The following is a 24657-nucleotide window of genomic DNA, read 5'->3' on the forward strand; positions in this document are numbered from 1 at the left end:
GGGGCAGGGTCAAATTATTTGCGGGCCTTGAGAATGACGAACTTCGGGGTCGCGGCCACTTGCTCGACACCCCGGAATAACCGCGCCAGTTTGCTGTGGTAGCCCAGGTGCCGATTGCCGACGATGTACAGCGCGCCGCCGACCACCAGTGCTTCGCGCGCCTGCTGAAACATCCGCCAGGCCAGGAAGTCGCCCACCACCTGCTGTTGGTGGAAGGGAGGATTACACAGCACGACATCCAATGACTGCGCCTCTTGCCCGGCCAGACCGTCCCCGGCCCGTATTGTCACCTCACGCTCGCCCAGGGCGGCGCGCCAGTTCTCGGCGGCCGACTGTACGGCCATGTACGATTCATCCACCAGGGTGTAGTGGGCCTCGGGATTCTGCAGGGCGCTGGCGATTGCCAGTACACCGTTGCCGCACCCCAGGTCCGCGACGCGGGCGGTGCCCAGGTTCTTTGGCAGATGCGGCAGAAATGCCCGGGTGCCGATGTCCAGGCCTTCGCGACAGAACACGTTGGCGTGGTTGAGCAATTCGATCTTCGGTTCTTCCAGCCAGTAGCGCGTGGGGTAGGGGGATGCGGCCGGCACTCGGGTTTGTGGCCGGAGCGCTTCTGGTGTGGCGATCAACAAGCGAGCTTTTTTCACGGCCAGCGAGGCCTGCACCGGGCCCACGTAACGTTCCAGCAGGTCACCGGCGGCCCGAGGCAGATGCTTGACCATCGCAGCAGCAATCACCTGGGCGCCGGGGGCCAATTGGCCTTGCAGGCGAATCAACTGTTCTTCCAGCAGGGCCAGGGTTTTCGGGACTTTGATCAGGACGCGGTCGAAAGGCCCGGTCAACGGTTCACTGGCCGGCAACGTCGGTACCGCATCGAAGGGCAGGCCATTGCGCACCAGATTTTTCTCCAGCGCATGCAAGGCCAGGTACGAGTCGCTGCTGCTGATGACTTCAACCTTGCCGGCAAGGCTCGCCGCCAGGGCACCAAAGCTGTCATTGAGGACCAGGACCCGGGTAGCGGCGAGCGGCTGTTGCTCGGCCAGATGCGCGAGCAGGTATTCATCGGCCGCGTCGAAGGCTTGCAGCGGCTCGTTCTGCTGTTCGGGTTGGCGGATCAGGTCAAGTTGGGCGAAGGGACTGTCGAGCAAGGGCATGGCTGGGACTCTGGAGATCAACGAATGTCCCGCTGCCCTGGGGCAGGTGTCTCAGCGGGACCGCCTGAATGAACTGCGTCGCGTGCTTGGCGCGTCATCATTCAAGTGGAGCCGTAAATGGTACGTTTTTTTGCCAGGCATTACTCGCGGGTTTTTCAGGTGGGTAAGCGCGTCGCACGGTTCAGATCACATGGATGTGGGCCGCCTTGGCTACCGCTGAGATTTTGTTGTTGACGTTGAGCTTTCGCATGCAGCTGCACACATGAAAGTTCACGGTGCGCTCGGAGAGGCAGAGGATTCTGCCCACTTCCGAGGCCGTCTTGCCTTCGGCCGACCACCTCAATACTTCGATCTCTCTGGGTGATAAATGACATTTTTGTGGGGGCGCGACAGCATCAGCCAGTTTTTTGCTGGCCAGCGCATGCAGTCTTTGACTGGCGAAAATGGCATAGCCGAGATTTGCGTAGTGCTCGTCGATATCGATGGGGCAATGAGTCCGAGCCAAGCTGAAAAGGCTGCAATGTGCCCCCTGTTCATCATGAACGGCCTGGGTCCAGCCATACTTGAGTCCCTGTCGATTAAGTTCTCGCCACAACTTGGGGGCCTGAGCAAAAACAGTCTCATCCCACAAGATAGGGAGCGGTGATTGATTGCAATGTGCTACTAGTGGGTCGTTCGACGCATAGCCGTTCTGTTCATAAAGTCTGTCCCATCCATAAGGGTAGTTATTTAGGTTTACCTTGTTGGTATGCTTGTCCGGGCTTCCGAGATAAGCTGAGAATGCACAATATTCAAATCCCTGATTGTTAAAGAAATTCAGGACTAGACGATAGGCCGTCTGTAAGTCCTTTTCACAGGATAATTTCCTCAACAGCAAGTCCTTCCACTTGTCCATCGCTCTCTCCTGGGTTGAGTTCGTCCATGCGGATCCAATCCATGATGCGAATTTTTAGTGTAGGACTATTCTTAATTTCCAGTGAGCTTTTTTTTGTTTGCTTACAGTTTGAAATGTTTAAGACATAAACTTATCGAGTTTGATTTTACAGTAGATGTGGCTTTGTATAAGTCTGGTAGAAGATATGTTCGGCACCGGGGGCGATAGTGGCTAAAGTGCCACTACTCGTTGTCAGTGGTGAAGGGCCTCACTTTGCGGGACACTGTAAGTCTTGTCCCCTTGGAGTGGCTCATGACCGACAGCTCAGAGAAGTTCACCCGTCAAACCTTGCTCGATGTGCAGCCAGTGGCACCTCATTTGTTTACGTTGCGCACCACACGGGATCGCGGTTTTCGTTTTCGGGCGGGCCAGTTCGCCCGGCTGGGGGTTGCCAAAGCGGATGGCACCCTCGTTTGGCGGGCATATTCCATGGTGTCCTCGCCGTTCGATGAATTCCTCGAATTTTTTTCCATCGTGGTACCGGATGGCGAGTTCACCAGCGAACTTAGCCGGCTGCAGCCGGGCGACAGCCTGCTGGTGGATCGCCAGGCCTTTGGTTACCTGACGCTGGATCGTTTCGTTGACGGGCGCGATTTGTGGCTGCTGTCCACGGGAACGGGCGTCGCGCCGTTTCTTTCGATTCTCCAGGATTTCGAAGCATGGGAAAAATTCGAGAGGATCATTCTGGTGTACAGCGTTCGCGAGGCACGCGAGCTGGCGTACCAGGAGCTGATCAAAGGGTTGACCCACCGTGACTACCTGGCCGGCTACGCCCATAAATTTCGTTTCATCGCCACCGTCACCCGTGAGCAGCATCCCGGTGCGCTCAGCGGACGAATCACGACACTGATCGAAAATGGCGAGTTGGAAAGGGCGGCTGACATCGAGCTGACGCCGGAACACTCGCGGGTGATGTTGTGCGGCAATCCGCAGATGATTGATGACACGCGCAAGCTGCTCAAGGCCAGAGGCCTGCATCTGAGTCTCAGCCGTCGGCCAGGTCAGGTGGCCGTGGAAAACTATTGGTAGAAAAGGCGCCTGTGGCGTGGAGACAAAAAACCACGCCACAGGCGGCGAAGTGTGAGTCAGGGCCTCTCGTTCTGGGCCTTGAGCAGGTCGCGGATTTCGCTCAGCAACAGTTCTTCCTTGGTGGGAACCGGTGGAGCGCTGGGGGCAACGGCTTCTTCGCGCTTGAGGCGGTTGATGGCTTTGACGCCCATGAAAATGGCGAACGCCACAATGATGAAGTCAATGGTGCTTTGAATGAATTTGCCATAGGCCAATACCACCGCAGGCGCATCGCCTTGTGCCGCCTTGAGGGTGATGGCCAGGTCGCTGAAGTCCACCCCGCCAATCAAAAGGCCGATCGGAGGCATGATGACATCGCCCACGAATGACGAAACGATTTTGCCGAAAGCAGCGCCGATAATGATCCCGACGGCCATGTCGACGACATTGCCTTTGACCGCGAAGGCCTTGAACTCGTTAATCACGCCCATGAGTTGTTCCTTGTGACAGATGAAGTGGATGGTGGCAGTGTAAATCAGCCCAACGCGTCCTGCTCGAAACGCCTGCTTACAAACCTCCAGTTATCGACTCGGGTCTGGGCGAAAAGTTTACAAAGTGCCATCAATCGCGCGTGATACGTGGTCCCGAGCCGATTCCCCATAAGGATTTTTCTATCGGATCGGTGCGGCATTTCTATTTAGGTTTTTCTTTTGCCGGCACTAGCCTCTGCAAGGCGCACATGGATGCGCTCTATAACATCAGAGGAAACGCCTATGAACATTTCCCTTGGCGGCGGGACTTTCCCCCATCGCCGTGCCTTGTTTGTGCTCACCGCCAGCCTGTTGTCCTTGTCCGTCAATGCGGCCACCCTGACCCGCGATAACGGTGCGGCCGTGGGCGACAACCAGAACTCGCAAACAGCCGGTCCTAACGGGCCGACCTTGTTGCAAGACGTGCAACTGATCCAGAAACTCCAGCGCTTCGACCGCGAGCGCATCCCCGAGCGTGTGGTGCATGCACGAGGAACCGGTGCCCATGGCACATTTACAGTCACCGACGACCTCAGTGACCTGACCAAGGCCAAAGTCTTCGCCGCTGGCCAGGCCACGCCGGTGTTCGTGCGTTTTTCTGCCGTAGTGCACGGCAACCATTCGCCGGAAACCCTGCGTGACCCCCGTGGTTTTGCCACCAAGTTCTACACGGCCGAGGGTAACTGGGATCTGGTGGGTAACAACTTCCCGACCTTCTTCATTCGCGATGCCATCAAGTTTCCGGACATGGTCCATGCTTTCAAACCCGACCCTCGGACCAACTTGGATGATGACGCCCGCCGTTTCGATTTCTTTTCTCACGTGCCCGAAGCAACGCGCACGCTGACCGAGTTGTATTCCAATTCCGGCACGCCGGCCAGTTATCGTGAAATGGACGGTAACGGTGTGCATGCTTACAAGTTGGTGAATGCAAAGGGTGAAGTTCACTACGTCAAGTTTCATTGGAAAAGTTTGCAGGGCCTGAAAAATCTCGATCCGAAAGAAGTTGTGAAAGTTCAGGGGCAAGATTACAGCCATATGACTAACGATCTGGTGAGTCATATTAATAAGGGCGACTTCCCGAAATGGGACTTGTACGTTCAGGTGCTGAACCCGCAGGACCTTTCCATGTTTGATTTCGATCCCCTTGACGCGACCAAAATCTGGCCGGGTGTGCCTGAGCGCAAAGTCGGGCAAATGGTTTTGGACCGTAACCCGGCGAATGTTTTCCAGGAAACCGAGCAGGTGGCGATGGCGCCGGCCAATCTTGTTCCGGGTATTGAGCCTTCGGAAGATCGGCTGTTGCAGGGGCGGGTGTTCTCCTATGCCGATACGCAAATGTATCGCGTGGGGCCCAACGCGCTTCAGTTGCCCATCAATGCGCCTAAGGTGGCGGTCAACAATGGCAACCAGGACGGCGCGATGAATTCGGGCAGCACCAGCACCGGCGTGAATTATCAGCCGAGCCGTCTGATGCCTCGCCAGGAACAGCCAGCGGCACGCTACAGCCAGGCCGCGCTGACTGGCAGTACCCAGCAGGCGAAGATTCAGCGTGAGCAGAACTTCAAGCAAGCCGGTGATCTGTACCGCTCGTTCAACCAGAAGGAGCGCAATGACCTGATCGAAAGTTTCGGCGGGTCGTTGGCGACCACTGATGATGAGAGCAAGCACATCATCCTGTCGTTCCTCTACAAGGCTGACCCTGAATACGGCACGGGCGTGGCCCGTGTCGCCAAAGGCGATCTGGTCCGGGTCAAGGCGCTGGCGGAAAAACTCAGCGATTGATCCACAGTCTGGCACGTGCATAACCGGTGGGAGCAAAGCTTGCTCGCGAAGCAGGCGCTGCGGTCTGAAGCTAGACCGAGTTGTCTGCATTGCGGGCAAGCCATGCTCCCGCAACCCTGCATCTATAGTCTTATGCCAAGGAGACGTCATGCTGCGTAACTTCCTGTTTTCGATGCTCGCAGCCTGCTCATTGAGCGTGTGGGCCGATCAGCCCGTGCCTACTGACTCGGTGGCTGTACAAGAACAATTGCAGAATTATTACTTTGACGCCGCCCGACGCGGCGATGTGCCGATTCTCGAGACCTTTATCGAGGCCGGTTACGCGCTCGACACCCAGGATGAAAAGGGCTACACCGCCCTGATCCTCGCGGCTTATCACGGCCATCGCCCGGCGGTGGAGCGGCTGCTGGCCGCCGGCGCCGATGCCTGCGCCCAGGATAAACGCGGCAACACGGCGCTGATGGGCGCCATCTTCAAGGGCGAAGTGCAGATTGCCCGCCGTTTGCTGTCCACCGATTGCAGCCCGGATCAGCGCAACGGCGCCGGACAGACCGCTGCGATGTACGCCGGCCTGTTCAAGCGCGTCGAGTTGCTCGACGCTTTGGCGGCCAAAGGGGCGGACCTGCAGGCCCAGGATCCGTTGGGCAATACCGCGGCGAACCTGGCCAACGGTGAAATCAGAATGCCGGCCCCGCGCTGACCCCCGCGTGGGCTATCATCGCGGTTTTTATCCCGGAGTTCAGATGGCCAAGGCAAAGCGCATGTATGGCTGCACCGAGTGCGGCTCGACCTTTCCCAAATGGGCCGGCCAGTGCAGTGAGTGCGGTGCCTGGAACACCTTGACCGAAACCATGGTGGAAAGTGGCGGTGCCGCAGCCCCCACCGGTCGCACGGGGTGGGCCGGTCAGCAGGCGCAAATCAAGACCTTGGCCGAAGTCAGCGTCGAGGAAATTCCACGGTTTTCCACCGCGTCCGGCGAGCTGGACCGCGTGTTGGGCGGCGGTCTGGTGGACGGTTCGGTCGTGCTGATTGGCGGGGACCCGGGCATCGGCAAGTCCACCATCCTGCTGCAAACCTTGTGCAACCTCGCCACGCGCATGCCGGCGCTGTACGTCACTGGCGAGGAGTCCCAGCAGCAAGTCGCCATGCGCGCCCGGCGTCTGGGGCTGCCCCAGGATCAACTGCGGGTCATGACCGAGACGTGCATCGAAACCATCATTGCCACAGCCCGCCTGGAAAAACCCAAGGTCATGGTGATCGACTCGATCCAGACGATTTTCACCGAACAACTGCAATCGGCGCCGGGCGGCGTGTCCCAGGTGCGTGAAAGCGCGGCGTTGCTGGTGCGGTACGCCAAGCAGAGTGGCACGGCGATTTTCCTGGTGGGGCACGTCACCAAGGAAGGCGCGCTGGCAGGCCCGCGGGTGCTGGAGCACATGGTTGATACCGTGTTGTATTTCGAGGGCGAATCCGACGGTCGCCTACGGTTGTTACGGGCAGTGAAAAATCGCTTTGGTGCCGTCAACGAGCTGGGTGTGTTCGGCATGACCGACAGGGGCTTGAAAGAAGTCTCGAATCCTTCGGCGATTTTTCTCACGCGTGCCCAGGAAGAAGTGCCGGGCAGCGTGGTCATGGCGACCTGGGAAGGCACCCGGCCGATGCTGGTGGAGGTGCAGGCGCTGGTGGATGACAGCCATTTGGCGAACCCGCGTCGGGTCACCTTGGGGCTGGATCAGAATCGGCTCGCCATGCTGCTGGCCGTCCTGCATCGACACGGTGGCATTCCTACCCACGATCAGGATGTTTTCCTCAACGTGGTGGGCGGCGTCAAAGTATTGGAAACCGCGTCTGACCTGGCGTTGATGGCGGCGGTCATGTCCAGCTTGCGCAATCGGCCGCTGCCCCATGATCTGCTGGTGTTCGGTGAAGTGGGGCTGTCGGGGGAAGTCCGGCCGGTGCCCAGTGGGCAGGAGCGACTCAAGGAAGCCGCCAAACACGGTTTCAAACGCGCCATCGTGCCCAAGGGCAACGCGCCGAAGGAAGCTCCGCCGGGGTTGCAGATCATTGCCGTCACCCGCCTGGAACAGGCGCTGGATGCGTTGTTCGAGTGATACCGCGGTCCTGTGGCGAGGGCGTTGGGCTGCGCTCGTAGGAGCTGTCGAGTGCAACGAGGCTGCGATCTTTCCACCGACGCTTGAGTCCTAGGTGAGAGGTCAGAGATCAAAAGATCGCAGGCTTCGCCAGCTCCTACAGAGCCCAGCGGGGATAAATCCCCTCGCCACAAGGGATCGCTGTTGATTCAGATATGGATCAACGCCGCCAGCTCCCGCTCCAGCTCATCATTATCGGCCAGGTTCAACTCCACCAGCCGGCGCAGATGGGCGATGGAGTCCAAGTCGATATGCTCGCAGACAAAGCCCAGGTGACCGTGGTCGTCGTGGGTTAACCGAACCTCCATCCGCACTTCCACCTCATTGCTCAGATGAATGTCAGCGACGAAAGTCTCTGCGGGATTGCCAAGCCAGGGTTCGGGCTTTTTAATCAGCAGGCCCTTGAGGGACAGGTCCAGCAGTTCGACCGGCCAAGTCAGTTTGTCCTCACCCTCGCCCTGACTCAACTCGGTCCGGGCATGGAACTCGATTCGTACGAAGCGGCGGCGTTCGCTCATTACGTCTTCCTTTCTGGAGATTGATTGACTATAGACCCAACTGGCGCGCCGTCGTCACCGTTGGGCTGGTGGCAGACGAATGTCGGGGGGGTGGCCTTTGTTCTCGTTAGCGCTAAACTCCGATGGCTGTCTTTCTTGTCCACCCTGGCCGGAATATAAAAATGACAAATAATAATAGCCTGCTGCGCCACATACCCTGGCTACTGCTGGCCGTCTTGGGAGCGAGCGCCCTGGGCGTCGTGGCATTGCGTCGGGGGGAGGCGATCAACGCCCTCTGGATCGTCGTCGCAGCCGTGGCCATCTACCTGGTCGCCTACCGCTACTACAGCCTGTTCATCGCCAATAACGTGATGCAACTCGATGCGCGCCGGGCCACCCCCGCCGTGCTCAACAACGATGGCCTGGACTATGTCCCGACCAACAAACACATCCTGTTCGGCCACCACTTCGCGGCCATTGCCGGTGCGGGGCCGCTGGTCGGGCCGGTGCTGGCGGCGCAGATGGGCTACCTGCCCGGTACGCTCTGGCTGATCGCCGGCGTAGTGCTGGCCGGTGCCGTGCAGGACTTCATGGTCCTGTTCCTGTCCACCCGTCGCAACGGTCGCTCCCTGGGCGACATGGTCCGTGAAGAAATGGGCCGCGTTCCCGGCACCATCGCGCTGTTCGGCTGCTTCCTGATCATGATCATCATCCTCGCGGTGCTGGCGCTGATCGTGGTCAAGGCCCTGGCCGAGAGCCCGTGGGGGATCTTCACGGTGATGGCGACCATCCCGATTGCGATGTTCATGGGCATCTACATGCGCTACATCCGCCCGGGCCGCATCGGTGAAATCTCCCTCATTGGCGTGCTGTTGCTGCTGGGCTCGATCTGGCTCGGCGGGCAAGTGGCCGCAGACCCGGTCTGGGCCGAGGCCTTCACGTTCACCGGCGTGCAGATCACCTGGATGCTGATCGGCTACGGTTTCGTTGCCGCGGTGTTGCCGATCTGGCTGATCCTGGCGCCGCGCGATTACCTGTCCACCTTCTTGAAGATCGGCACCATCGTCGCCCTGGCGATCGGCATCCTGATCACCATGCCCGAGCTGAAAATGCCGGCACTGACCCAGTTCACTGACGGCACCGGGCCGGTGTGGAAGGGCGGACTGTTCCCGTTCCTGTTCATCACCATTGCCTGTGGCGCGGTCTCGGGTTTCCACGCGCTGATCTCTTCGGGCACCACGCCGAAGATGCTCGATAACGAAGTCAACGCCCGCTACATCGGTTATGGCGGCATGCTGATGGAGTCGTTCGTGGCAATCATGGCCATGGTCGCCGCTTCGGTGATCGAGCCGGGCGTGTACTTCGCCATGAACAGCCCGGCGGCGATCGTCGGCAGTGATGTGGTGAGCGTGGCGCAGACGGTCAGCAGTTGGGGCTTCGCAATCACCCCCGAAGCGCTGCAGGCGGTGGCCAATGACATTGGCGAGACCACCGTGCTGGCCCGTGCCGGCGGTGCGCCAACGCTGGCGGTGGGCATCGCGCAGATCCTGCACTCGGTGTTGCCGGGTGAGAACACCATGGCCTTCTGGTACCACTTCGCGATCCTGTTCGAAGCGCTGTTCATCCTCACCGCAGTGGACGCCGGCACCCGTGCCGGGCGCTTCATGCTGCAGGACCTGCTGGGCTCGTTCGTCCCAGCCCTCAAGCGGACTGAATCCTGGGTCGCCAACCTGATCGCCACCGCCGGCTGTGTGGCGCTGTGGGGCTACCTGCTGTACCAGGGCGTGATCGATCCGCTGGGCGGCATCAACACCTTGTGGCCGCTGTTCGGCATCTCCAACCAGATGCTGGCCGGTATCGCCCTGATGCTCGGCACCGTGGTACTGATCAAGATGAAGCGCCAGCGCTACGTCTGGGTGACCATGCTGCCGGCGGTCTGGCTGCTGATCTGCACCACCACGGCGGGCCTGATCAAGCTGTTCGACGCCAACCCGGCGATCGGCTTCCTGGCCCTGGCGCGCAAATACAACGATGCCCTGGCCGCCGGCCAGATCCTGGCCCCGGCCAAGAGCATCGAGCAGATGCAACATGTGGTGTACAACGCCTACACCAACGCCACGCTGACGGTATTGTTCCTGCTGGTGGTCTTCAGCATCCTGTTCTACGCGCTCAAGGTCGGCATCGCCGCCTGGGGTCACAAGGAACGCACGGATAAAGAAGCGCCATTCCAGGCTGTGCCGGACGCCTGAATCGAGGATTGCAACGATGTTCAATGACTTGAGTCGCCTCGGTAAATACCTCGGTCAGGCCGCCCGCCTGATGGTCGGCATGCCCGACTACGACAACTACGTCGAGCACATGCAAAGCAAACACCCGGACAAGCCGCTGATGGACTACGAGGCGTTCTTCCGCGAACGCCAGGAAGCCCGATACGGTGGCAAGGCCGGGCCCAAGTGCTGTTGAAACACCGCTTGGGTTGAGATACCCCCTGTGGGAGCGAGCCTGCTCGCGAAGGCGTCGGGTCAGTCGCCATTGATGTGGCTGACACACCGCTATCGCGAGCAAGCCCGCTCCCACAGTTGTTTGGGGTTGTCTCAACATTTGCCTACACCACAGAACCCTTGTGGGAGCGGGCTTGCTCGCGAAGGTGTCGGGTCAGTCGCCATTGATGTGGCTGACCCACCGCTATCGCGAGCAGGCTCGCTTGTATGGTAGGACTTGAAGGGAGGAGGAGGGACAAGGTTCGCTTCTGACTGTTAGGCGCAGTACAGACCGTGGGAGATTTCGCCCCTCCTCCTTTCACCCAAGCGCCGATAAAGAATGCATCTGGCCTAGACCGACGATAGGAACAAGCCTGCGCCTCTGGGTGAACCCTTCAAGTGTTCAAACCTTAGCCCGGAGGTTTTTCAATGGCAATGCCCGTCGCCATCCACCAACCGATCGTAGGTGTAGATGTCGCCAAGGACGAGTTGGTGATGTATCACGCCGAGTCAGATCAACTCGAGACGATCCCTAACACCAAAGCTGCGATCAAGAAATGGCTCAAGGCCTTGTCCACACGGGTGGATATTGCTATTGAGGCGACCAACATCTATCACTTGGAGTTCGCCGATCTGGCTCACAAGGCCGGCTGCTTGATCTATATGGTCGGTGGTTATGAGCTCAGTCACTACCGCAAAGGTGTGAACGTTCGCGCCAAGACCGATGCTCTGGATGCTCGCCTATTGGCCCGTTACCTGAAGAACGAAGGACAAGAGCTAAAACCCTGGAGGCCGCCATCGCCCTTGTATCGCAGGCTCGTAAGCCTTTTCCGGCGTCGTGCGGCTGTGGTTCAAGCCCGTGTCAGTCTGAGCCAAGCCTGGGCGAATGAGCCGCTGCTCAAAGCCGCGTTCAAGCGCCAAGTAAGCGCCATGCAAAGGCTGGAAACGCTGGTCGAACAAAAGATCCAGGAAGAGCTCAAGGAAGCGGGCTTGCTGGGGCAGCTCAAGCGCTGCATGAAAGTCGAAGGTATTGGCCTGTTGACCGGCGCGCGATTGATCGCATCGTTTCAGCGTGGAGATTTCCGAAATGCCGATGCTTTCATCGCGTTTCTGGGGTTGGACCTGCGTATAGCGCAATCAGGACGAAAAAAGGGGCGCAGTTGCCTGACCAAGCGAGGAGATCCGGAGGTTCGCCGCTTGCTCCACAACGCTGCAATGTCGGCAAGGCGCACCGAGAGATGGAAGGGGGTTTATGAGGCGTTACTGGCCCGAGGGCTGAGTACGACCCAAGCCATGGTGGCGTTGTCGCGCAAGCTTGCCCGAGTGGTATTCGCTCTGCTGAAAAGTCAGAGTGAATACCAGCCAAAAAGCGTTTAGGGGATATTCATGCACCATAGAATCTCCCACAGGGGATTTGAGGTGAACATGGGTCCTGCGACCAGCCCGATACCCGTGTGGGAGCGGGCTTGCTCGCGAAGGCGCCGGGTCAGTAACGAGGATGTTGACTGACCCACCGCTATCGCGAGCAGGCTCGTTCCCACAGTTGTTTTGGGGTGGCCTCGGGATTTTCATACACCACAGAACCTTGTGGGAGCGGGCTTGCTCGCGAAGGCGTCGGAACAGTTTGCCTCGCCTCCACATGGGTTTTGTGCTCTTCTTTCAATTTCGCAACAGGAGAATCACGTTGTCCTCTCCCATCCCGGTCACCATCCTCAGCGGCTTCCTCGGCGCCGGCAAGACCACGCTTTTGCGTCATTTGCTCAAGGCCGAGCACGGCCTGAAAATCGCCGTGATCGAGAATGAATTCAGCGATGCCGGCATCGATACCCAGCTATTGGGCGATGAGCCGGTGCAGGTCATGACCCTGGCCAATGGCTGCGTGTGCTGCACCATTCACACTGACCTGACCAAAGCCCTGTACCTGCTACTCGAACGGCTGGACAGCGGCGAAATTGCCTTTGATCGCCTGGTGATCGAATGCACCGGTCTGGCCGATCCGGCCCCTGTGGCCCAGACATTTTTTATCGATGAGGACCTGCGCGAGCGCTACATCCTCGACGGCATCCTGACCCTGGTGGACGCCGCTCACGCCGAGATCCACCTGACCCAGGCCATTGCCCAGGCCCAGGTCGGGTTTGCCGACCGTCTGCTGCTGAGCAAGACCGATCTGGTGGACGCCGCCCATGTCCAAGCCCTTAGCGAACGACTGACGCGGATCAACCGAAGGGCACCGATCAGGGTGGTGGAACACGGCAAGATCGATCTGGCCGAACTGCTCGACATCCGCGGCTTCAATCTCAACGCAGACCTGGGGGCGGGGTTCAGCCTGCGACCGGTGGGCAAGGCAAGCACCGCAGACCGCATCAGCAGCCTCGTGCTTCGCACCGATAAACCGCTGGATATCGACAAGCTCAGCGAGTTCATGAACCAGTTACTGGAGGCGCATGGTAAACAGCTGCTGCGCTACAAGGGGGTACTGAACATCGCTGGCGAATCCCGTCGACTGGTGTTCCAGGGCGTACTCAAACTGTACGGCTTTGATTGGGACACCGAATGGGCGCCCGACGAAGCCCGGGAGAGCGTCATTGTGTTCATCGCCGACGAGTTGCCCGAAGAGAAGATCCGCGCAGGCTTCGAAGCCGCGCTACTTTGATGTCCCGGTGCCTGCGGCCATCAGCAGCTTTTGTTCAAGATGGTCCAGGTGCTCACTCATCAGTTGCAACGCCTGATCAACGTTGCCACGTTCCATCGCGTCTACGATCGCCAAATGCTCCTGCCAGGCGCAATGCCTGCGGGACTTGACCTCATGCCGCGCCAGGGCCAGCGAGGTTAATGGCACGAGGCTGCCGAGAAACTGCGCCAACGGCGCGTTTCCGGCCATGGCCGCCAATTGCAGGTGAAACTCGCCGGACAGGCGAATCGCCGGGCCGCGCTCGCCGCGATCCAGGCACTGGCGCTCGTGCTCTACCAGATCGCGTAGGCGCTGCAGGTCCTTGGGTTGCGGCGCCTTGCAGGCCAGGCGCACCAGGGTCTGCTCGGCCAGGCGCCGGGCATGCAGGATTTGCCGGGTCTGCTCCAGGTCCGGTGCCGCCACTTGGGGCCGATGGTTGGGCCGCAGGATCACCACTTGCTGGTGAGACAGGCGCGCCAGGACACGGCGAATGATGCTGCGGCTGACCCCGAACACATCCCCCAGGCTTTCCTCGGTGAAACGGCTGGCCGGAGCAATGCGTTGTTCGAGGATGGCGTCGAAAATCTGCGGGTAGATATCGTCCACCGACGGTTTGCCGATCCGACCGGGCAGCGACAGGGACGCGAGCACGTTGCGCTCAGGCTGATTCGGGTGGGGCATGAGGATGTTCATGGCGGTCTCCGCAGGGCGTGGCTCAAGTGCCGAGGTTGTCGTCCGGAATGTTCAGTTCGATGCCCATGCGCTGGCCTTCCCTGAGGATATGCCGGCGCATTTCGGTGCTGGCCTGGGCGCTGTTCTTGCCGCGGATGGCGCGCACCACGGCTTCGTTTTCCTCCAGGCGTTCGGCCAGATGCTGGGGTGAATTGCGCAACACATCGGCGCTTTGCTTGAGCGCGTTGCTGGTCTGCTGGACCACGTTTTGAAATATCGGGTTGGACGTCAAGGCAAACAACTCTTCATGGAAGGCAATGTAGGCGTTGGCGCAGGCGTCGCTGTCGTTGGCCTCCAACGCTTCGCGCATGTCCATGAGGGTCAGGCGTAACTGGCCGACCTCCTTGCTGCTGATGGATTGCGCCACAAGGCCAACGATGAAAGGCTCCAGGGTGTAGCGCAGTTGCAGCACGTCCTCCAGGCTCGCGCCGGCCATGGCGCTGCCTTCACTGGCGGTGTCGGCGAAGCTGGCCTCCAGCACCACGACGCCCTTGCCGGGCATCGAACGCACCAGACCCAGGGTTTCCAGGACAATCACCGCTTCACGCAGGCTTGGTCGGCTGATGCCCAATTGCTCGGCCAGCTCGCGCTGGCCGGGCAGCATGTCGCCGGAGCGCCATTGGCCCCGGGCGAGGGCGGCACGTAGTTTCTCCACCACGGAATTGACGACGGTTGATGAACTGATCACGGGTGACTCCTCGAAAATCAATCAGGCGGTGCCGGTTCGCGGACCGGCACCGCAGTCTTTCAGAATTGCTGCTGATGCGCAGTGCCTACTGGCTTCCTGGTTTGGAAGGCATAACCTTGTTGGCCGGACAGTACCTTGCGCGCCCGAGGCACATCGATATCTTTTTCCCAGCGGGCAATCGCTACCGTGGCCACACAGTTACCAATCAGGTTGGTCAGGGCTCGGCCGATGCCCATGAACCAATCCACGGCCAGTACCAGCACCAGACCTACCACCGGGATCGCCGGGACCGCCGTCAGTGTGGCAGCCAGGATCACCAACGCCGAGCCGGGAATTCCGTGGGCGCCCTTGGAGGTGATCAATGACACCAGCAGGATGGTCAGCAAATCACTCATCGCCAGAGGTGTGCCGGTGGCGTTGGCAATGAACACAATCGCCAGGGTCAGATAGATCGAAAAGCCGTCCAGGTTGAACGAGTAACCGGTCGGGATGACCAGGCCGACGGTGGAGCTGCCGATTCCCAGGTGCTCAAGCTTGCGCATGATCTGTGGCAGCACGGCGTCGGAAGAGGCGGTACCGAGCACGATAAGCAGCTCTTCACGCAGGTATTTGAGAAACGGCAACATCGGCAGGCCCGATGCACGCATCACCAGACCGAGGATCAGCGCAACGAAGGCGATGCAGGTCAGGTAGAACAGGCCCACGAGGCTGCCCAGGTGTTGCAGCGAGTCCAGGCCATATTTGCTGGTAGTGAAGGCAATGGCTCCGAAGACACCAATGGGGGCCAGACGCACGATCATGCCCATGATGCGGAAGATCACGTGGCTGAGTTCGTTAATCAACCGCGAGATGCCGGACGCTGCATCGCCCACCAGGTTCAGCGCACTGCCAAACAGCACGGAGAACAGCAGCACTTGCAGAATGTTGTTTTCAGCGAAGGCCCCGAGCACCGAGGTCGGGATCAGGTTCATGAGGAACTGGGTGGTGGTGACCAGATGCTCGCCACGCTGGGCGATATCGCCCATGTCCGCACTGGAGAGTTGTTCCAGATGGATGTTCGCACCGCTGCCGATGCCGGTGCTGAAGGCAAGCACCAGACCGATGACCAGCGCAATGGTGGTCAATACTTCGAAGTAGATGACCGACTTGAGGCCGATGCGCCCGACCTTCTTGAGGTCTCCGGCCCCCGAGATACCGCTGACTACCACGCAGAATACGATCAGGCCGATGAGCATCTTGATCAGCTTGATAAAGCCGTCGCCGAGGGGTTTGAGCTGTGCGGAGTATTCGGGAAGGGTCAGTCCACAGACGATGCCGAGCACCAATCCGAGAACAACTTGAAGGAAGATCGAACGCGAGCACCATTTGAGCATGGGAGGGATTCCTGGTTCGGTGTCCTTTTTCGCCGTCAATAGAGCTGTTGGCGTCAGGACTTCATTATTGTGGTCTTACCGGTTTGTCCAGTGCAGGCGCAGTCTAGGCGTGGTTTTGGCGGCTGTGCAAGCTGATTTGCTGAGATTTGGCATGACCGGTCTTACCAGTTGGAGCGAAACCCTTGTGCTTGAGCCGTTTGTTGCGGTGAAAAAAGTTGTCAGTGGCAAGCAGTGCGCCACAGCACCGTGTGACGAGGGATCAGCCCCCTCGCCACGACGTTGTCGATAGATTCTTTAAAGAACACTCAGGATGAACGTCACTTTCGACTTTTCTTCTGTCTCGGCGAGATAAAGGTAAGGCGAGCCTCGAACTTTCAATCCGCCGATATATTTTTTATTTTTTGTCATGAGCGAGACGGGTAAATGCGGCGTGGAAATATTCTTCCGGGTAATGGCGTTGTTCTGATGATCAACGAGGGTAAAGAGCATCGGATCATCCGTGTCGGAGTCCTGTGCGCCCAGAACCTCAAGCCAGCGTTTACCGATAAGTTTGTTTTCATGTTCCCCTGTGTTTTTAATGACCAGGTTGTAGCCGTCCGAGGTGTGTCGCAAATGCAATTTCAACGGGCTGCTGGAGTGGCCCTGATTTTTGGGGCGCATGCCGAGCAGGCTGGAGTGGTCATGGGTTTGTGGGCGACCGGTAAAAAAGCCACCGCTGAATAAGCTCACGGTGGCCATTGCCGGTTTGCCATGAAGTATTTCAAGCAGATTGACATGGGTGTCAAACATTCGAAGTGTTGCGTTAAAAGATTGATCACTGTCCATGTGATTCAACTCCTCGTTGGGTTTAGGAAGTGTGCAGTTAGGGCGCGATGTTATTGATTTATCGGCTCTTGGTGGTGGTGTGTGTATTGCAAGACGTTAGATAAGTACGGGGTTAGTTGTTTGAGTCAGTTGTCTGCGCCCATGAAAAAGGCCCCCATCTTTCAATGGAGGCCTTTTCTACTGAGGTTTAGCGGGGCTGATTAAGCGCCGTATACCGGCAGCTTTTTGCAGATCGCCTTGACCTTCTCGCGAACGGCGTCGATCACCGCTTCGTTGTTCAGGTCCGCCAGGATGTCGCAGATCCAGCCAGCCAGTTCCTTGCACTCAGCTTCCTTGAAACCACGAGTGGTCACGGCCGGGGTGCCAAAGCGCAGGCCGGAGGTGACGAACGGCGAGCGTGGGTCATTGGGCACCGAGTTCTTGTTCACGGTGATGAACGCCTTGCCCAGTGCAGCGTCGGCGTCTTTGCCGGAGATGTCCTGCTTGATCAGGGACAGCAGGAACAGGTGGTTCTCGGTCCCGCCGGACACTACGTCGAAGCCACGCTCGATGAACACGCTGGCCATGGCCTTGGCGTTTTTCACCACTTGTTGCTGGTAAGCCTTGAACTCAGGCTGCAGCGCTTCCTTGAAGCAGATCGCCTTGGCGGCGATCACGTGTTCCAGCGGGCCACCCTGGGCGCCCGGGAATACGGCGGAGTTGAGCTTCTTCTCGATGTCGGCGTTGGCACGAGCCAGGATCAGGCCGCCACGTGGACCGCGCAGGGTCTTGTGGGTGGTGGTGGTGACGACGTCGGCGAATGGCACCGGGTTCGGGTAGACGCCAGCGGCAACCAGGCCGGCAACGTGCGCCATGTCCACGAACAGGTAGGCACCGACCTTGTCGGCGATTTCGCGGAAACGCGGGAAATCGAGGATTTGCGAGTAGGCGGAGAAACCGGCCACGATCATTTTCGGCTTGTGCTCGAGCGCCAGGCGCTCGACTTCGTCGTAGTCGATCAGGCCGTTGCCGTCGATGCCGTACTGGATGGCGTTGTACAGCTTGCCCGAGGACGAGACGCTGGCACCGTGGGTCAGGTGACCGCCGTGGGCCAGGCTCATGCCCAGAATGGTGTCACCGGCCGACAGCAGCGCCAGGTAGACGGCGGCGTTGGCCTGGGAACCGGCGTGGGGCTGAACGTTGGCGTAGTCGGCGCCGAACAGTTCCTTGGCGCGGTCGATGGCCAGTTGCTCGACCACGTCGACGAACTCGCAACCACCGTAATAGCGCTTGCCTGGATAGCCTTCGGCGTACTTGTTGGTCAGTACCGAGCCTTGAGCTTCCATCACCGCGGGGCTGGTGTAGTTTTCCGAAGCGATCAGCTCAATGTGCTCTTCCTGGCGCTGAGCTTCTTGCTCCATGGCGGCAAAGAGATCGGCGTCGTACTTGGCAATAGTCAAATCACGGCTGAACATGGCGGTCCTCAAGGATCGGGGGCAGAAAAGGGGGGCATTCTAACCCAACCGGTTTTGGAAGGCATATGAAAGGACGTCATGTCGCGGACGAATGGGATTCACGCTGCCTGTACTGACCTCCTCGCGAGCAGGCTCGCTCCCACATTTTGAAATGCGTTCCCCCTGTGGGAGCGGGCTTGCTCGCGAAGAGGCCCGCCCAGCCAGCACAAGCTTTCAGTCGAGCATGAACAGCGCATCATTGCTGAACTGCGCTTCAAACCGACCGGCCGGCATCGGGCGGCCGAACAGGTAGCCCTGGACTTCATCGCAGCCGTGTTCGCGCAGAAAGTCCAGTTGTTCGTGGGTTTCGACCCCTTCGGCAATCACCGCCAGGTTGAGGCTGTGGGCCATGGCGATGATCGCCCGGGCGATCTGGGCGTCCTGTTCGCCGGATGGCAGGCCATCGACAAAGGTGCGGTCGATTTTCAACACGTCGATGGGGAATTGCTTGAGGTAGTTGAGGGACGAATAACCGGTACCGAAGTCATCCACGGCGATGCTCAGGCCCAGGTTTTTCAACCCGGCCAGGATCTGCATCGCCTCGCTGACTTCACGCATCAGGATACTTTCGGTCAGTTCCAGTTCCAGGCAGGCCGGGGGCAGGCCGGTGCTGCGCAGAATGTTGGCGATGCGCGTGCCGAGCTGGCCGTCGGAGAACTGCCGGGCCGAAATGTTGACCGAGACTTTCGGCACTCGGACCTTGGCCTGGTGCCAGGCCTTGAGCTGCCGAGAGGCTTCGCTGATCACCCAGTCACCGACGTCCACCACCAAGCCGAGCTCTTCGAGTACCGGGATGAAGTCCCCTGGCGGCACCAGCCCGCGTCGTGGATGGCGCCAGCGCAGCAAGGCCTCGGCGCCGGTCAGGCGTTTGCCGTCGCCGCTGAACTGTGGCTGGTAATACAGCACGAACTCGTTCTGCTCCAGGGCGTGGCGCAGGTCGCTTTCCAGCTCCAGTCGTTCCAGGGCGCTGGCGTTCATGTCGGCCTGGTAGAACTGGAAGTTGTTCTTGCCGCGCTCCTTGGCGTGATACATGGCCGTGTCGGCGTTCTTCATCAGCTGACTCAGCTCGTTGCCGTCCTGAGGGCTCAGGGCGATACCGATACTGGCGGTGACGAAGAACTCCCGACCTTCCAGTACGAAGGGGCGGACCAGGCTGGCGAGGATCTGCTCGGCCACGTTGATCGCCCGGTTGAGCGCCATTTCGCGGCTGGAGCGCGGTTGCAGCAGCAGCGTGAATTCGTCGCCGCCCATGCGCGCCACGGTGTCGTCGTCGGCCACGCAGCCGAGCAGCCGCGTGGCCATCTCCTTGAGCATTCGGTCGCCGGCGGCGTGGCCCAGGGAGTCGTTGATCGGCTTGAAGCGGTCCAGGTCGAGAAACATCAGCACGACCCAGTTTTTCTGGCGCTCGGCCGATTGCAGCGCAGTGTGCAGGCGGTCCTGAAACAGCGTGCGGTTGGGCAGGTGGGTCAACGCGTCGTAATAGGCCAGGCGGTGGATGCGCTGTTCGCTGGCCTTGCGTTCGCTGATGTCGCTGAAAAAGCACACATAGCTGGCCAGGTCGCCTTCATCGTCCAGCACCGCCGTGATGCCGACCCAGGCCGGATAGTGCTCGCCATTGCGGCGCTTGAGCCAGACCTCGCCTTCCCAGGTGCTGTGTTGCTGCAACTGCTTGAGCACGTAGCGCAGGTGGGCTTCCTGTTGTTCGTCCACGGTCAGCATGTTGGGCAACTGGTCCAGCACCTGCGACACCGCATAACCGCTGACGCGGCTGAAGGCTTCGTTGGCCTGGACAATGTAACCGGCCGGGTCGGTGATCAGAATCGCCGAAGTTGAATGCTCGAATACCGTGGCGGCCATACGCAGGTCTTTTTCGGCGCGTCTTTGTTGGCTGATATCACGGCCTACGCCCAGCACGCCCTCGAACGCGCCGTGTTCATCCCATACCAGTACCAGTCGCAGCTCGATGGGAATCTTGCGCCCGTCGGCGCGCAGGCAGTCGAACAGAAACAGCTGGGTCTGCATCTGGTTGCGCAACTCGGCCAGTTGCTCGGGCTTGTCGAGGGCTTTGCTGACCCGATCCATCAAGGTGTAGATGCCGGTCAGTTGTTGCGGGTTGGCGATGGTCGATTGCCAGCCGTTCTGGAATATCCAGTCAGCGCTATAGCCCAGCACCGCCTGCACCGAGGGACTGACGTAGTTGAGCGAAAGCGTGCTGTTGGTAGAAAAAATCACGTCGCTGATGCTTTCGGCGAGCATCCGGTAGCGTTGTTCACTGTCACGCAGCGATTCGCTGGCTTCGATCTGTTCGGTGATGTCTTTGGCTACGCCGATGATGCGTGTCACCTGATCGTGCCGGTCCCGGGCCAGGGCTTGTTCGCGAATGTCGAAGCGCCGCCATTTGCCATTGCGATGGCGAAAGCGCAGTTGGCATTGCAGCAGGTGCGCATACCCGGCCTGGCGTTGTGCCTGGCGCAAGTTGTGGTAGTGGTCGGCGTCTTCGCTGTGCAGCAGGATTTCCCAGAAGTATTCGCCCATCTGGTGCAGTTCAGAGCGGTCGTACCCCAGGGTCTGTCCCAGGTGATGGTTGCTGAAGATCATCCGCTGGCTGATCACGTCTTGCACATAGAGATGGTCCGGCACGGTGCGCACCACATCGGACCAGAAGCCTTCGCGTTCGAGCAGCGAGAGTTCGATCAACTTGCGGCTGGTAATGTCGCTGATGCTCAGAATGACGGCGTTGTAGTCCTGCTGTTTTTCCGGCAGACGCAGCACCAGCCACAGGTGTTGATCGCGGCCATGGGCGTCCTGCAGCTGGATTTCCAGCTCCAGTTGCTTGTGCGGGTCGAGCAGTGCTTCGAGCAGCTTCGAACCCACGGGATTGTTGTCCTGGGCTGCATTGCCGACCAACAGTTGCCACGCCCGTTCGCAGGAGTTGACGTTGAGCAGCTTCAACGCCATCTGATTGACCTCGGTGACGTGAACCTCCTGCTGCAGTTGTTCAAGCTGGTGAGGGATGGCCAACCAGGCGCGCAACTGGTCGCCATTGCGCAGGCCGGCCCTTTCAAAAAACGCCTTGAGGCTCGACAGGTCCAGCACGCAGAGCGCGACGCCGGTGCCTTCGAAAATATCCTGGTAGCGTCGGCGACCCTCGTGCAACTGGCGCTGACGACGACGCATGCTCAACAGCGCGATCACCGGCAGCATTGAAAACGCCAGACCTAGCAGGCATTTGCCGATGAAGGCCGGCAGCAATTGCTCCAGCACCTGGTGCCGGTCGAACAGTCCACGCAATTGCCAGTCGCTGCTGCTCAGCGGCACGGTCAGCACGGTGTTGCTCAGATCATCCGGGGACAGCCGGGTAGGGTTGGCCGAGGGCAGGCTTTCATCCCGACTGATGATCTGCTGGTTGAGCCGGTTTTCCACCAGCCACAGTGGACGTATGCCTGTATCGGCCTGCTTGGTCAGGGTCGAGAAGAAGGTTGGTGTCAGGCGCAGGGCCCAATAGCCACGGCTGCTGCCACTGGCCTGGTGCAACAACAGATGCACCACGGAGCCGTCCTCGGCATTGCTGAAATAGTGCGCCTGGGCATGACTGCGCTGTACCAGCTGCGCCAGGTAATCGGCATCGTGGCTGGCCGGATCACTGTCGCTGAGCACCCGGCCGGAAGGACTCAGCAACGCCAGGCTGCGTAGCTCGGGCAACGATTGTCGGAGTTTGCGCAGCAAAGCCTGCTGTTCGTCGGCGCTCTGGGGTTGTTCGACGATCGGTAGCAGGTTGAGGGCGATTTGCGCATTCAAGGCCATGTTCAGGCTGACTTGCGCGGCCAGGTCGGCGGTGTAATCGATGGTGTACTGGCGCTGTTGCTGCTGGGTTTCGCGCAACTGGTCAAGCAACTGCCAGAAGAGCAGCCCGAGTAACAACAGCACCAACGTGGCCAGCGCACTCTTCAGTGTCCCGCGCAGGGGCGAGCCGCTCGCAGCAGTCGGTGCGCGTGGGGACAGGGTCGGCGTGACATTGGACAAGCTGTAATCCTGCAGTTTGCTGGACTGGCGCGACGTGCACTATAAGCCGGACGCCCAAAGGGCGGCTAGCATGCCTTGACTTGTGGCAAAGTGCCAGTCCCTGGTGGCTGGACCTTGACCGATGGTTGAGGTAGCTTTGCCGGTCAAACAAGAGCGCGCAAGCTCCGATCCCCCAGGCTTAACCTGCCCGCCGGCATTGATCACCGTCAAGCGCCGGCGCCGCGCATGGCCTGGCCCGTTCTTTTCACCTGTCACTGACGCTAGGTTCACCATGGCTCAATACGTCTTCACCATGCATCGGCTGAGCAAAGTTGTTCCGCCGAAGCGGGAAATCCTGAAAAACATTTCACTGTCGTTCTTCCCCGGGGCCAAGATCGGCGTACTGGGCCTCAACGGCTCGGGTAAGTCCACGCTGCTGAAAATCATGGCCGGGGTCGACAACGAATTCGACGGTGAAGCCCGTCCGATGCCGGACTTGAACATCGGTTACCTGCCTCAAGAGCCTCAGCTGGATCCGACCAAGACCGTACGTGAAGTGGTCGAGGAGGCGGTCAGCGTGATCAAGGATGCCCAGGCGCGTCTGGACGAGGTCTACGCGGCCTATGCCGAGCCGGATGCCGACTTCGACAAGCTGGCCGCCGAACAGGCCAAGCTCGAAGCGATCCTGCAGGCCAGCGATGGCCACAACCTGGATCGCCAGCTGGAAGTCGCCGCCGATGCGCTGCGCCTGCCGGCCTGGGATGCCAAGGTTGAACACCTGTCCGGTGGTGAAAAGCGCCGCGTCGCCTTGTGCCGCCTGCTGCTGTCGGCGCCGGACATGCTGTTGCTCGACGAACCGACCAACCACCTGGACGCCGATTCCGTCGCCTGGCTCGAACACTTCCTGCACGATTTCCCGGGCACTGTGGTCGCGATCACGCACGACCGTTACTTCCTGGACAACGTTGCCGGCTGGATCCTGGAACTGGACCGCGGCGCGGGTATTCCTTACGAAGGCAACTATTCGGGTTGGCTCGAAGCCAAGTCCGATCGTCTGGCCCAGGAATCCAAGCAGCAGTCGGCCCATGAAAAAGCCATGAAGGAAGAACTGGAGTGGGTGCGCAAAGGCGCCAAGGCCCGCCAGTCCAAATCCAAGGCACGTCTGCAACGCTTTGAGGAAATGCAGTCCCAGGAATTCCAGAAGCGCAGTGAAACCAACGAGATCTACATCCCGGCCGGTCCGCGCTTGGGCGACAAGGTCATCGAATTCAAGAACGTCACCAAGGGCTACGGCGACCGCGTGCTGATCGACAACCTGTCGTTCGCCATGCCCAAAGGCGCCATTGTCGGTGTGATCGGTGGTAACGGTGCGGGTAAATCCACGCTGTTCCGCATGCTGATGGGCAAGGAAACACCGGATTCGGGCACCATCGAAATCGGCGAAACCGTGCAACTGGCCTGTGTCGACCAGAGCCGCGAAGACCTGGACGGCAGCAAGACCGTGTTCCAGCAGATCTCCGACGGTTCCGACCAGATCCGCATCGGCAACTATGAAATTCCGTCGCGCACGTACGTGGGCCGCTTCAACTTCAAGGGCGGCGACCAGCAGAAGTTCGTCAAGGACCTGTCCGGCGGTGAACGCGGTCGTCTTCACCTGGCACTGACCTTGAAGGAGGGTGGTAACGTCCTGCTGCTCGACGAACCGTCCAACGACCTCGACGTCGAAACCCTGCGTTCCCTGGAAGAAGCCCTGCTGGACTTCCCAGGCGCCGCGATTGTGATCTCCCACGATCGGTGGTTCCTTGACCGCGTGGCGACCCACATCCTGGCGTACGAAGACGACTCGCAAGCGGTGTTCTTCGAAGGCAACTACACCGAGTACGAGGCCGATCGCAAGAAACGCTTGGGCGAAGCCGCTGCCCAGCCGCACCGCGTAAGGCACAAGAAGCTGGCCTGATCAGGCAAGCGACACACCCTGTGGGAGCGGGCTTGTTCTGGTCAAGTTTTTCCGGACACCGATTACGGTGATCAAGCTGCCTGCTGCTCCATGGCTATTGGCGGCAGGTAGTTGTTATAGCTGTGGAGCCTGATTCGGTTGTATCGCATGAAGAAGCTGGTCATATCCTGCTTGGCTTCTTCAACTGTCGTGTAGCCCTTGATGGGCACCCACTCTGATTTGAGCGTCCCGAAAAAACGCTCTGTTGGCGCGTTGTCCCAGCATTGTCCTCGACGACTCATGCTTTGCGTTATCCCATGCTCAAGCAGCTCAGATTGAAAGCGCTGGCTGGTGTATTGGCAGCCTTGATCCGAATGAAACATCAAGCCTGCATGTCTG

Annotated in this window: 20 protein-coding genes; 9 read left to right on the forward strand and 11 right to left on the reverse strand. The window is 59.6% G+C overall.

Features of this window, described 5'->3' with window-relative positions; genetic code table 11:
* Window positions 1–14 precede the first annotated feature (14 nt).
* A complete protein-coding gene (locus BMY45_RS23820; protein WP_092402357.1) occupies window positions 15–1154 on the reverse strand; it encodes a methyltransferase in 1140 nt (379 codons plus the stop codon).
* Window positions 1155–1335: 181 nt separating this feature from the next.
* Window positions 1336–2049, reverse strand: coding sequence for an autoinducer binding domain-containing protein (locus BMY45_RS23825; RefSeq protein WP_092402360.1), 714 nt, complete (start codon window positions 2047–2049; stop codon window positions 1336–1338).
* Between the two features lie 291 nt (window positions 2050–2340).
* Between BMY45_RS23825 and BMY45_RS23830 the strand changes: the two genes are divergently transcribed.
* A complete protein-coding gene (locus BMY45_RS23830; protein WP_092402364.1) occupies window positions 2341–3117 on the forward strand; it encodes a ferredoxin--NADP reductase in 777 nt (258 codons plus the stop codon).
* A gap of 56 nt (window positions 3118–3173) precedes the next feature.
* On the opposite strand, the gene mscL is transcribed toward BMY45_RS23830, so the two are convergent.
* Entirely contained in the window at window positions 3174–3587 is a 414-nt protein-coding gene (mscL, locus tag BMY45_RS23835; protein WP_047229580.1) for a large-conductance mechanosensitive channel protein MscL, read from the reverse strand.
* A 282-nt stretch (window positions 3588–3869) separates the two neighbouring features.
* On the opposite strand from mscL, the gene katB reads away from it, so the two are divergent.
* The 3 genes from katB to radA all read left to right on the forward strand — a co-directional run bounded on the left by katB (window position 3870) and on the right by radA (window position 7522).
* A complete protein-coding gene (gene katB / locus BMY45_RS23840) occupies window positions 3870–5411 on the forward strand; it encodes a catalase KatB (protein WP_092402367.1) in 1542 nt (513 codons plus the stop codon).
* 148 nt (window positions 5412–5559) lie between these two features.
* Window positions 5560–6111 carry an ankyrin repeat domain-containing protein gene (locus BMY45_RS23845; protein ID WP_371913972.1) on the forward strand — a complete coding sequence of 184 codons (552 nt, stop codon included), beginning with the start codon at window positions 5560–5562 and terminating at the stop codon, window positions 6109–6111.
* Between the two features lie 43 nt (window positions 6112–6154).
* Entirely contained in the window at window positions 6155–7522 is a 1368-nt protein-coding gene (gene radA / locus BMY45_RS23850) for a DNA repair protein RadA (RefSeq protein ID WP_003185644.1), read from the forward strand.
* Between the two features lie 188 nt (window positions 7523–7710).
* Here radA and BMY45_RS23855 read toward each other — a convergent pair whose 3' ends face one another.
* Window positions 7711–8079 (reverse strand): PilZ domain-containing protein, encoded by a 369-nt coding sequence (locus tag BMY45_RS23855; protein WP_092402370.1) that lies wholly within the window; start codon window positions 8077–8079, stop codon window positions 7711–7713.
* A gap of 161 nt (window positions 8080–8240) precedes the next feature.
* On the opposite strand from BMY45_RS23855, the gene BMY45_RS23860 reads away from it, so the two are divergent.
* The 4 genes from BMY45_RS23860 (at window position 8241) to yjiA (ending at window position 13191) form a co-directional block, all read left to right on the forward strand.
* Window positions 8241–10307 (forward strand): carbon starvation CstA family protein, encoded by a 2067-nt coding sequence (locus BMY45_RS23860; RefSeq protein WP_092402373.1) that lies wholly within the window; start codon window positions 8241–8243, stop codon window positions 10305–10307.
* Between the two features lie 16 nt (window positions 10308–10323).
* Window positions 10324–10521, forward strand: a complete 198-nt coding sequence (locus BMY45_RS23865) for a YbdD/YjiX family protein (RefSeq protein ID WP_047230563.1) — start codon at window positions 10324–10326, stop codon at window positions 10519–10521.
* 446 nt (window positions 10522–10967) lie between these two features.
* Complete coding sequence (locus tag BMY45_RS23870) at window positions 10968–11915, forward strand: IS110 family transposase (protein ID WP_092402376.1); 948 nt, start codon at window positions 10968–10970, stop codon at window positions 11913–11915.
* A gap of 307 nt (window positions 11916–12222) precedes the next feature.
* Window positions 12223–13191, forward strand: a complete 969-nt coding sequence (gene yjiA, locus BMY45_RS23875; protein WP_092402379.1) for a GTPase — start codon at window positions 12223–12225, stop codon at window positions 13189–13191.
* Here yjiA and BMY45_RS23880 read toward each other — a convergent pair.
* From BMY45_RS23880 to BMY45_RS23905, 6 genes are all read right to left on the reverse strand, one after another.
* Window positions 13183–13902 carry a GntR family transcriptional regulator gene (locus tag BMY45_RS23880; protein WP_371913973.1) on the reverse strand — a complete coding sequence of 240 codons (720 nt, stop codon included), beginning with the start codon at window positions 13900–13902 and terminating at the stop codon, window positions 13183–13185. The two genes, yjiA and BMY45_RS23880, sit on opposite strands and share 9 nt — an antisense overlap.
* Before the next feature lie 22 nt (window positions 13903–13924).
* The gene (locus BMY45_RS23885; protein ID WP_092402382.1) at window positions 13925–14629 is read right to left on the reverse strand and encodes a FadR/GntR family transcriptional regulator; all 705 of its coding nucleotides are present in this window, start codon (window positions 14627–14629) and stop codon (window positions 13925–13927) included.
* 59 nt (window positions 14630–14688) lie between these two features.
* Window positions 14689–16002: a C4-dicarboxylate transporter DctA gene (locus BMY45_RS23890; protein WP_092402385.1), complete on the reverse strand. Its 1314-nt coding sequence runs from the start codon at window positions 16000–16002 to the stop codon at window positions 14689–14691.
* Between the two features lie 294 nt (window positions 16003–16296).
* The gene (locus tag BMY45_RS23895; RefSeq protein WP_092402388.1) at window positions 16297–16827 is read right to left on the reverse strand and encodes a hypothetical protein; all 531 of its coding nucleotides are present in this window, start codon (window positions 16825–16827) and stop codon (window positions 16297–16299) included.
* Window positions 16828–17027: 200 nt separating this feature from the next.
* The gene (gene glyA, locus BMY45_RS23900) at window positions 17028–18281 is read right to left on the reverse strand and encodes a serine hydroxymethyltransferase (RefSeq protein WP_092402391.1); all 1254 of its coding nucleotides are present in this window, start codon (window positions 18279–18281) and stop codon (window positions 17028–17030) included.
* Window positions 18282–18494: 213 nt separating this feature from the next.
* A complete protein-coding gene (locus BMY45_RS23905; protein WP_092402394.1) occupies window positions 18495–22343 on the reverse strand; it encodes a bifunctional diguanylate cyclase/phosphodiesterase in 3849 nt (1282 codons plus the stop codon).
* 271 nt (window positions 22344–22614) lie between these two features.
* Between BMY45_RS23905 and ettA the strand changes: the two genes are divergently transcribed.
* Window positions 22615–24279 (forward strand): energy-dependent translational throttle protein EttA, encoded by a 1665-nt coding sequence (gene ettA, locus BMY45_RS23910; RefSeq protein ID WP_047230152.1) that lies wholly within the window; start codon window positions 22615–22617, stop codon window positions 24277–24279.
* A 71-nt stretch (window positions 24280–24350) separates the two neighbouring features.
* Here the strand turns inward: ettA and BMY45_RS23915 are convergent.
* Window positions 24351–24657 (reverse strand): integrase core domain-containing protein (locus BMY45_RS23915; RefSeq protein WP_143071697.1); only part of this gene is annotated, 307 nt, incomplete at its 5' end.

Origin of the sequence: Pseudomonas sp. NFACC39-1 (assembly GCF_900110355.1) — a bacterium.
GTDB lineage: Bacteria > Pseudomonadota > Gammaproteobacteria > Pseudomonadales > Pseudomonadaceae > Aquipseudomonas > Aquipseudomonas tehranensis.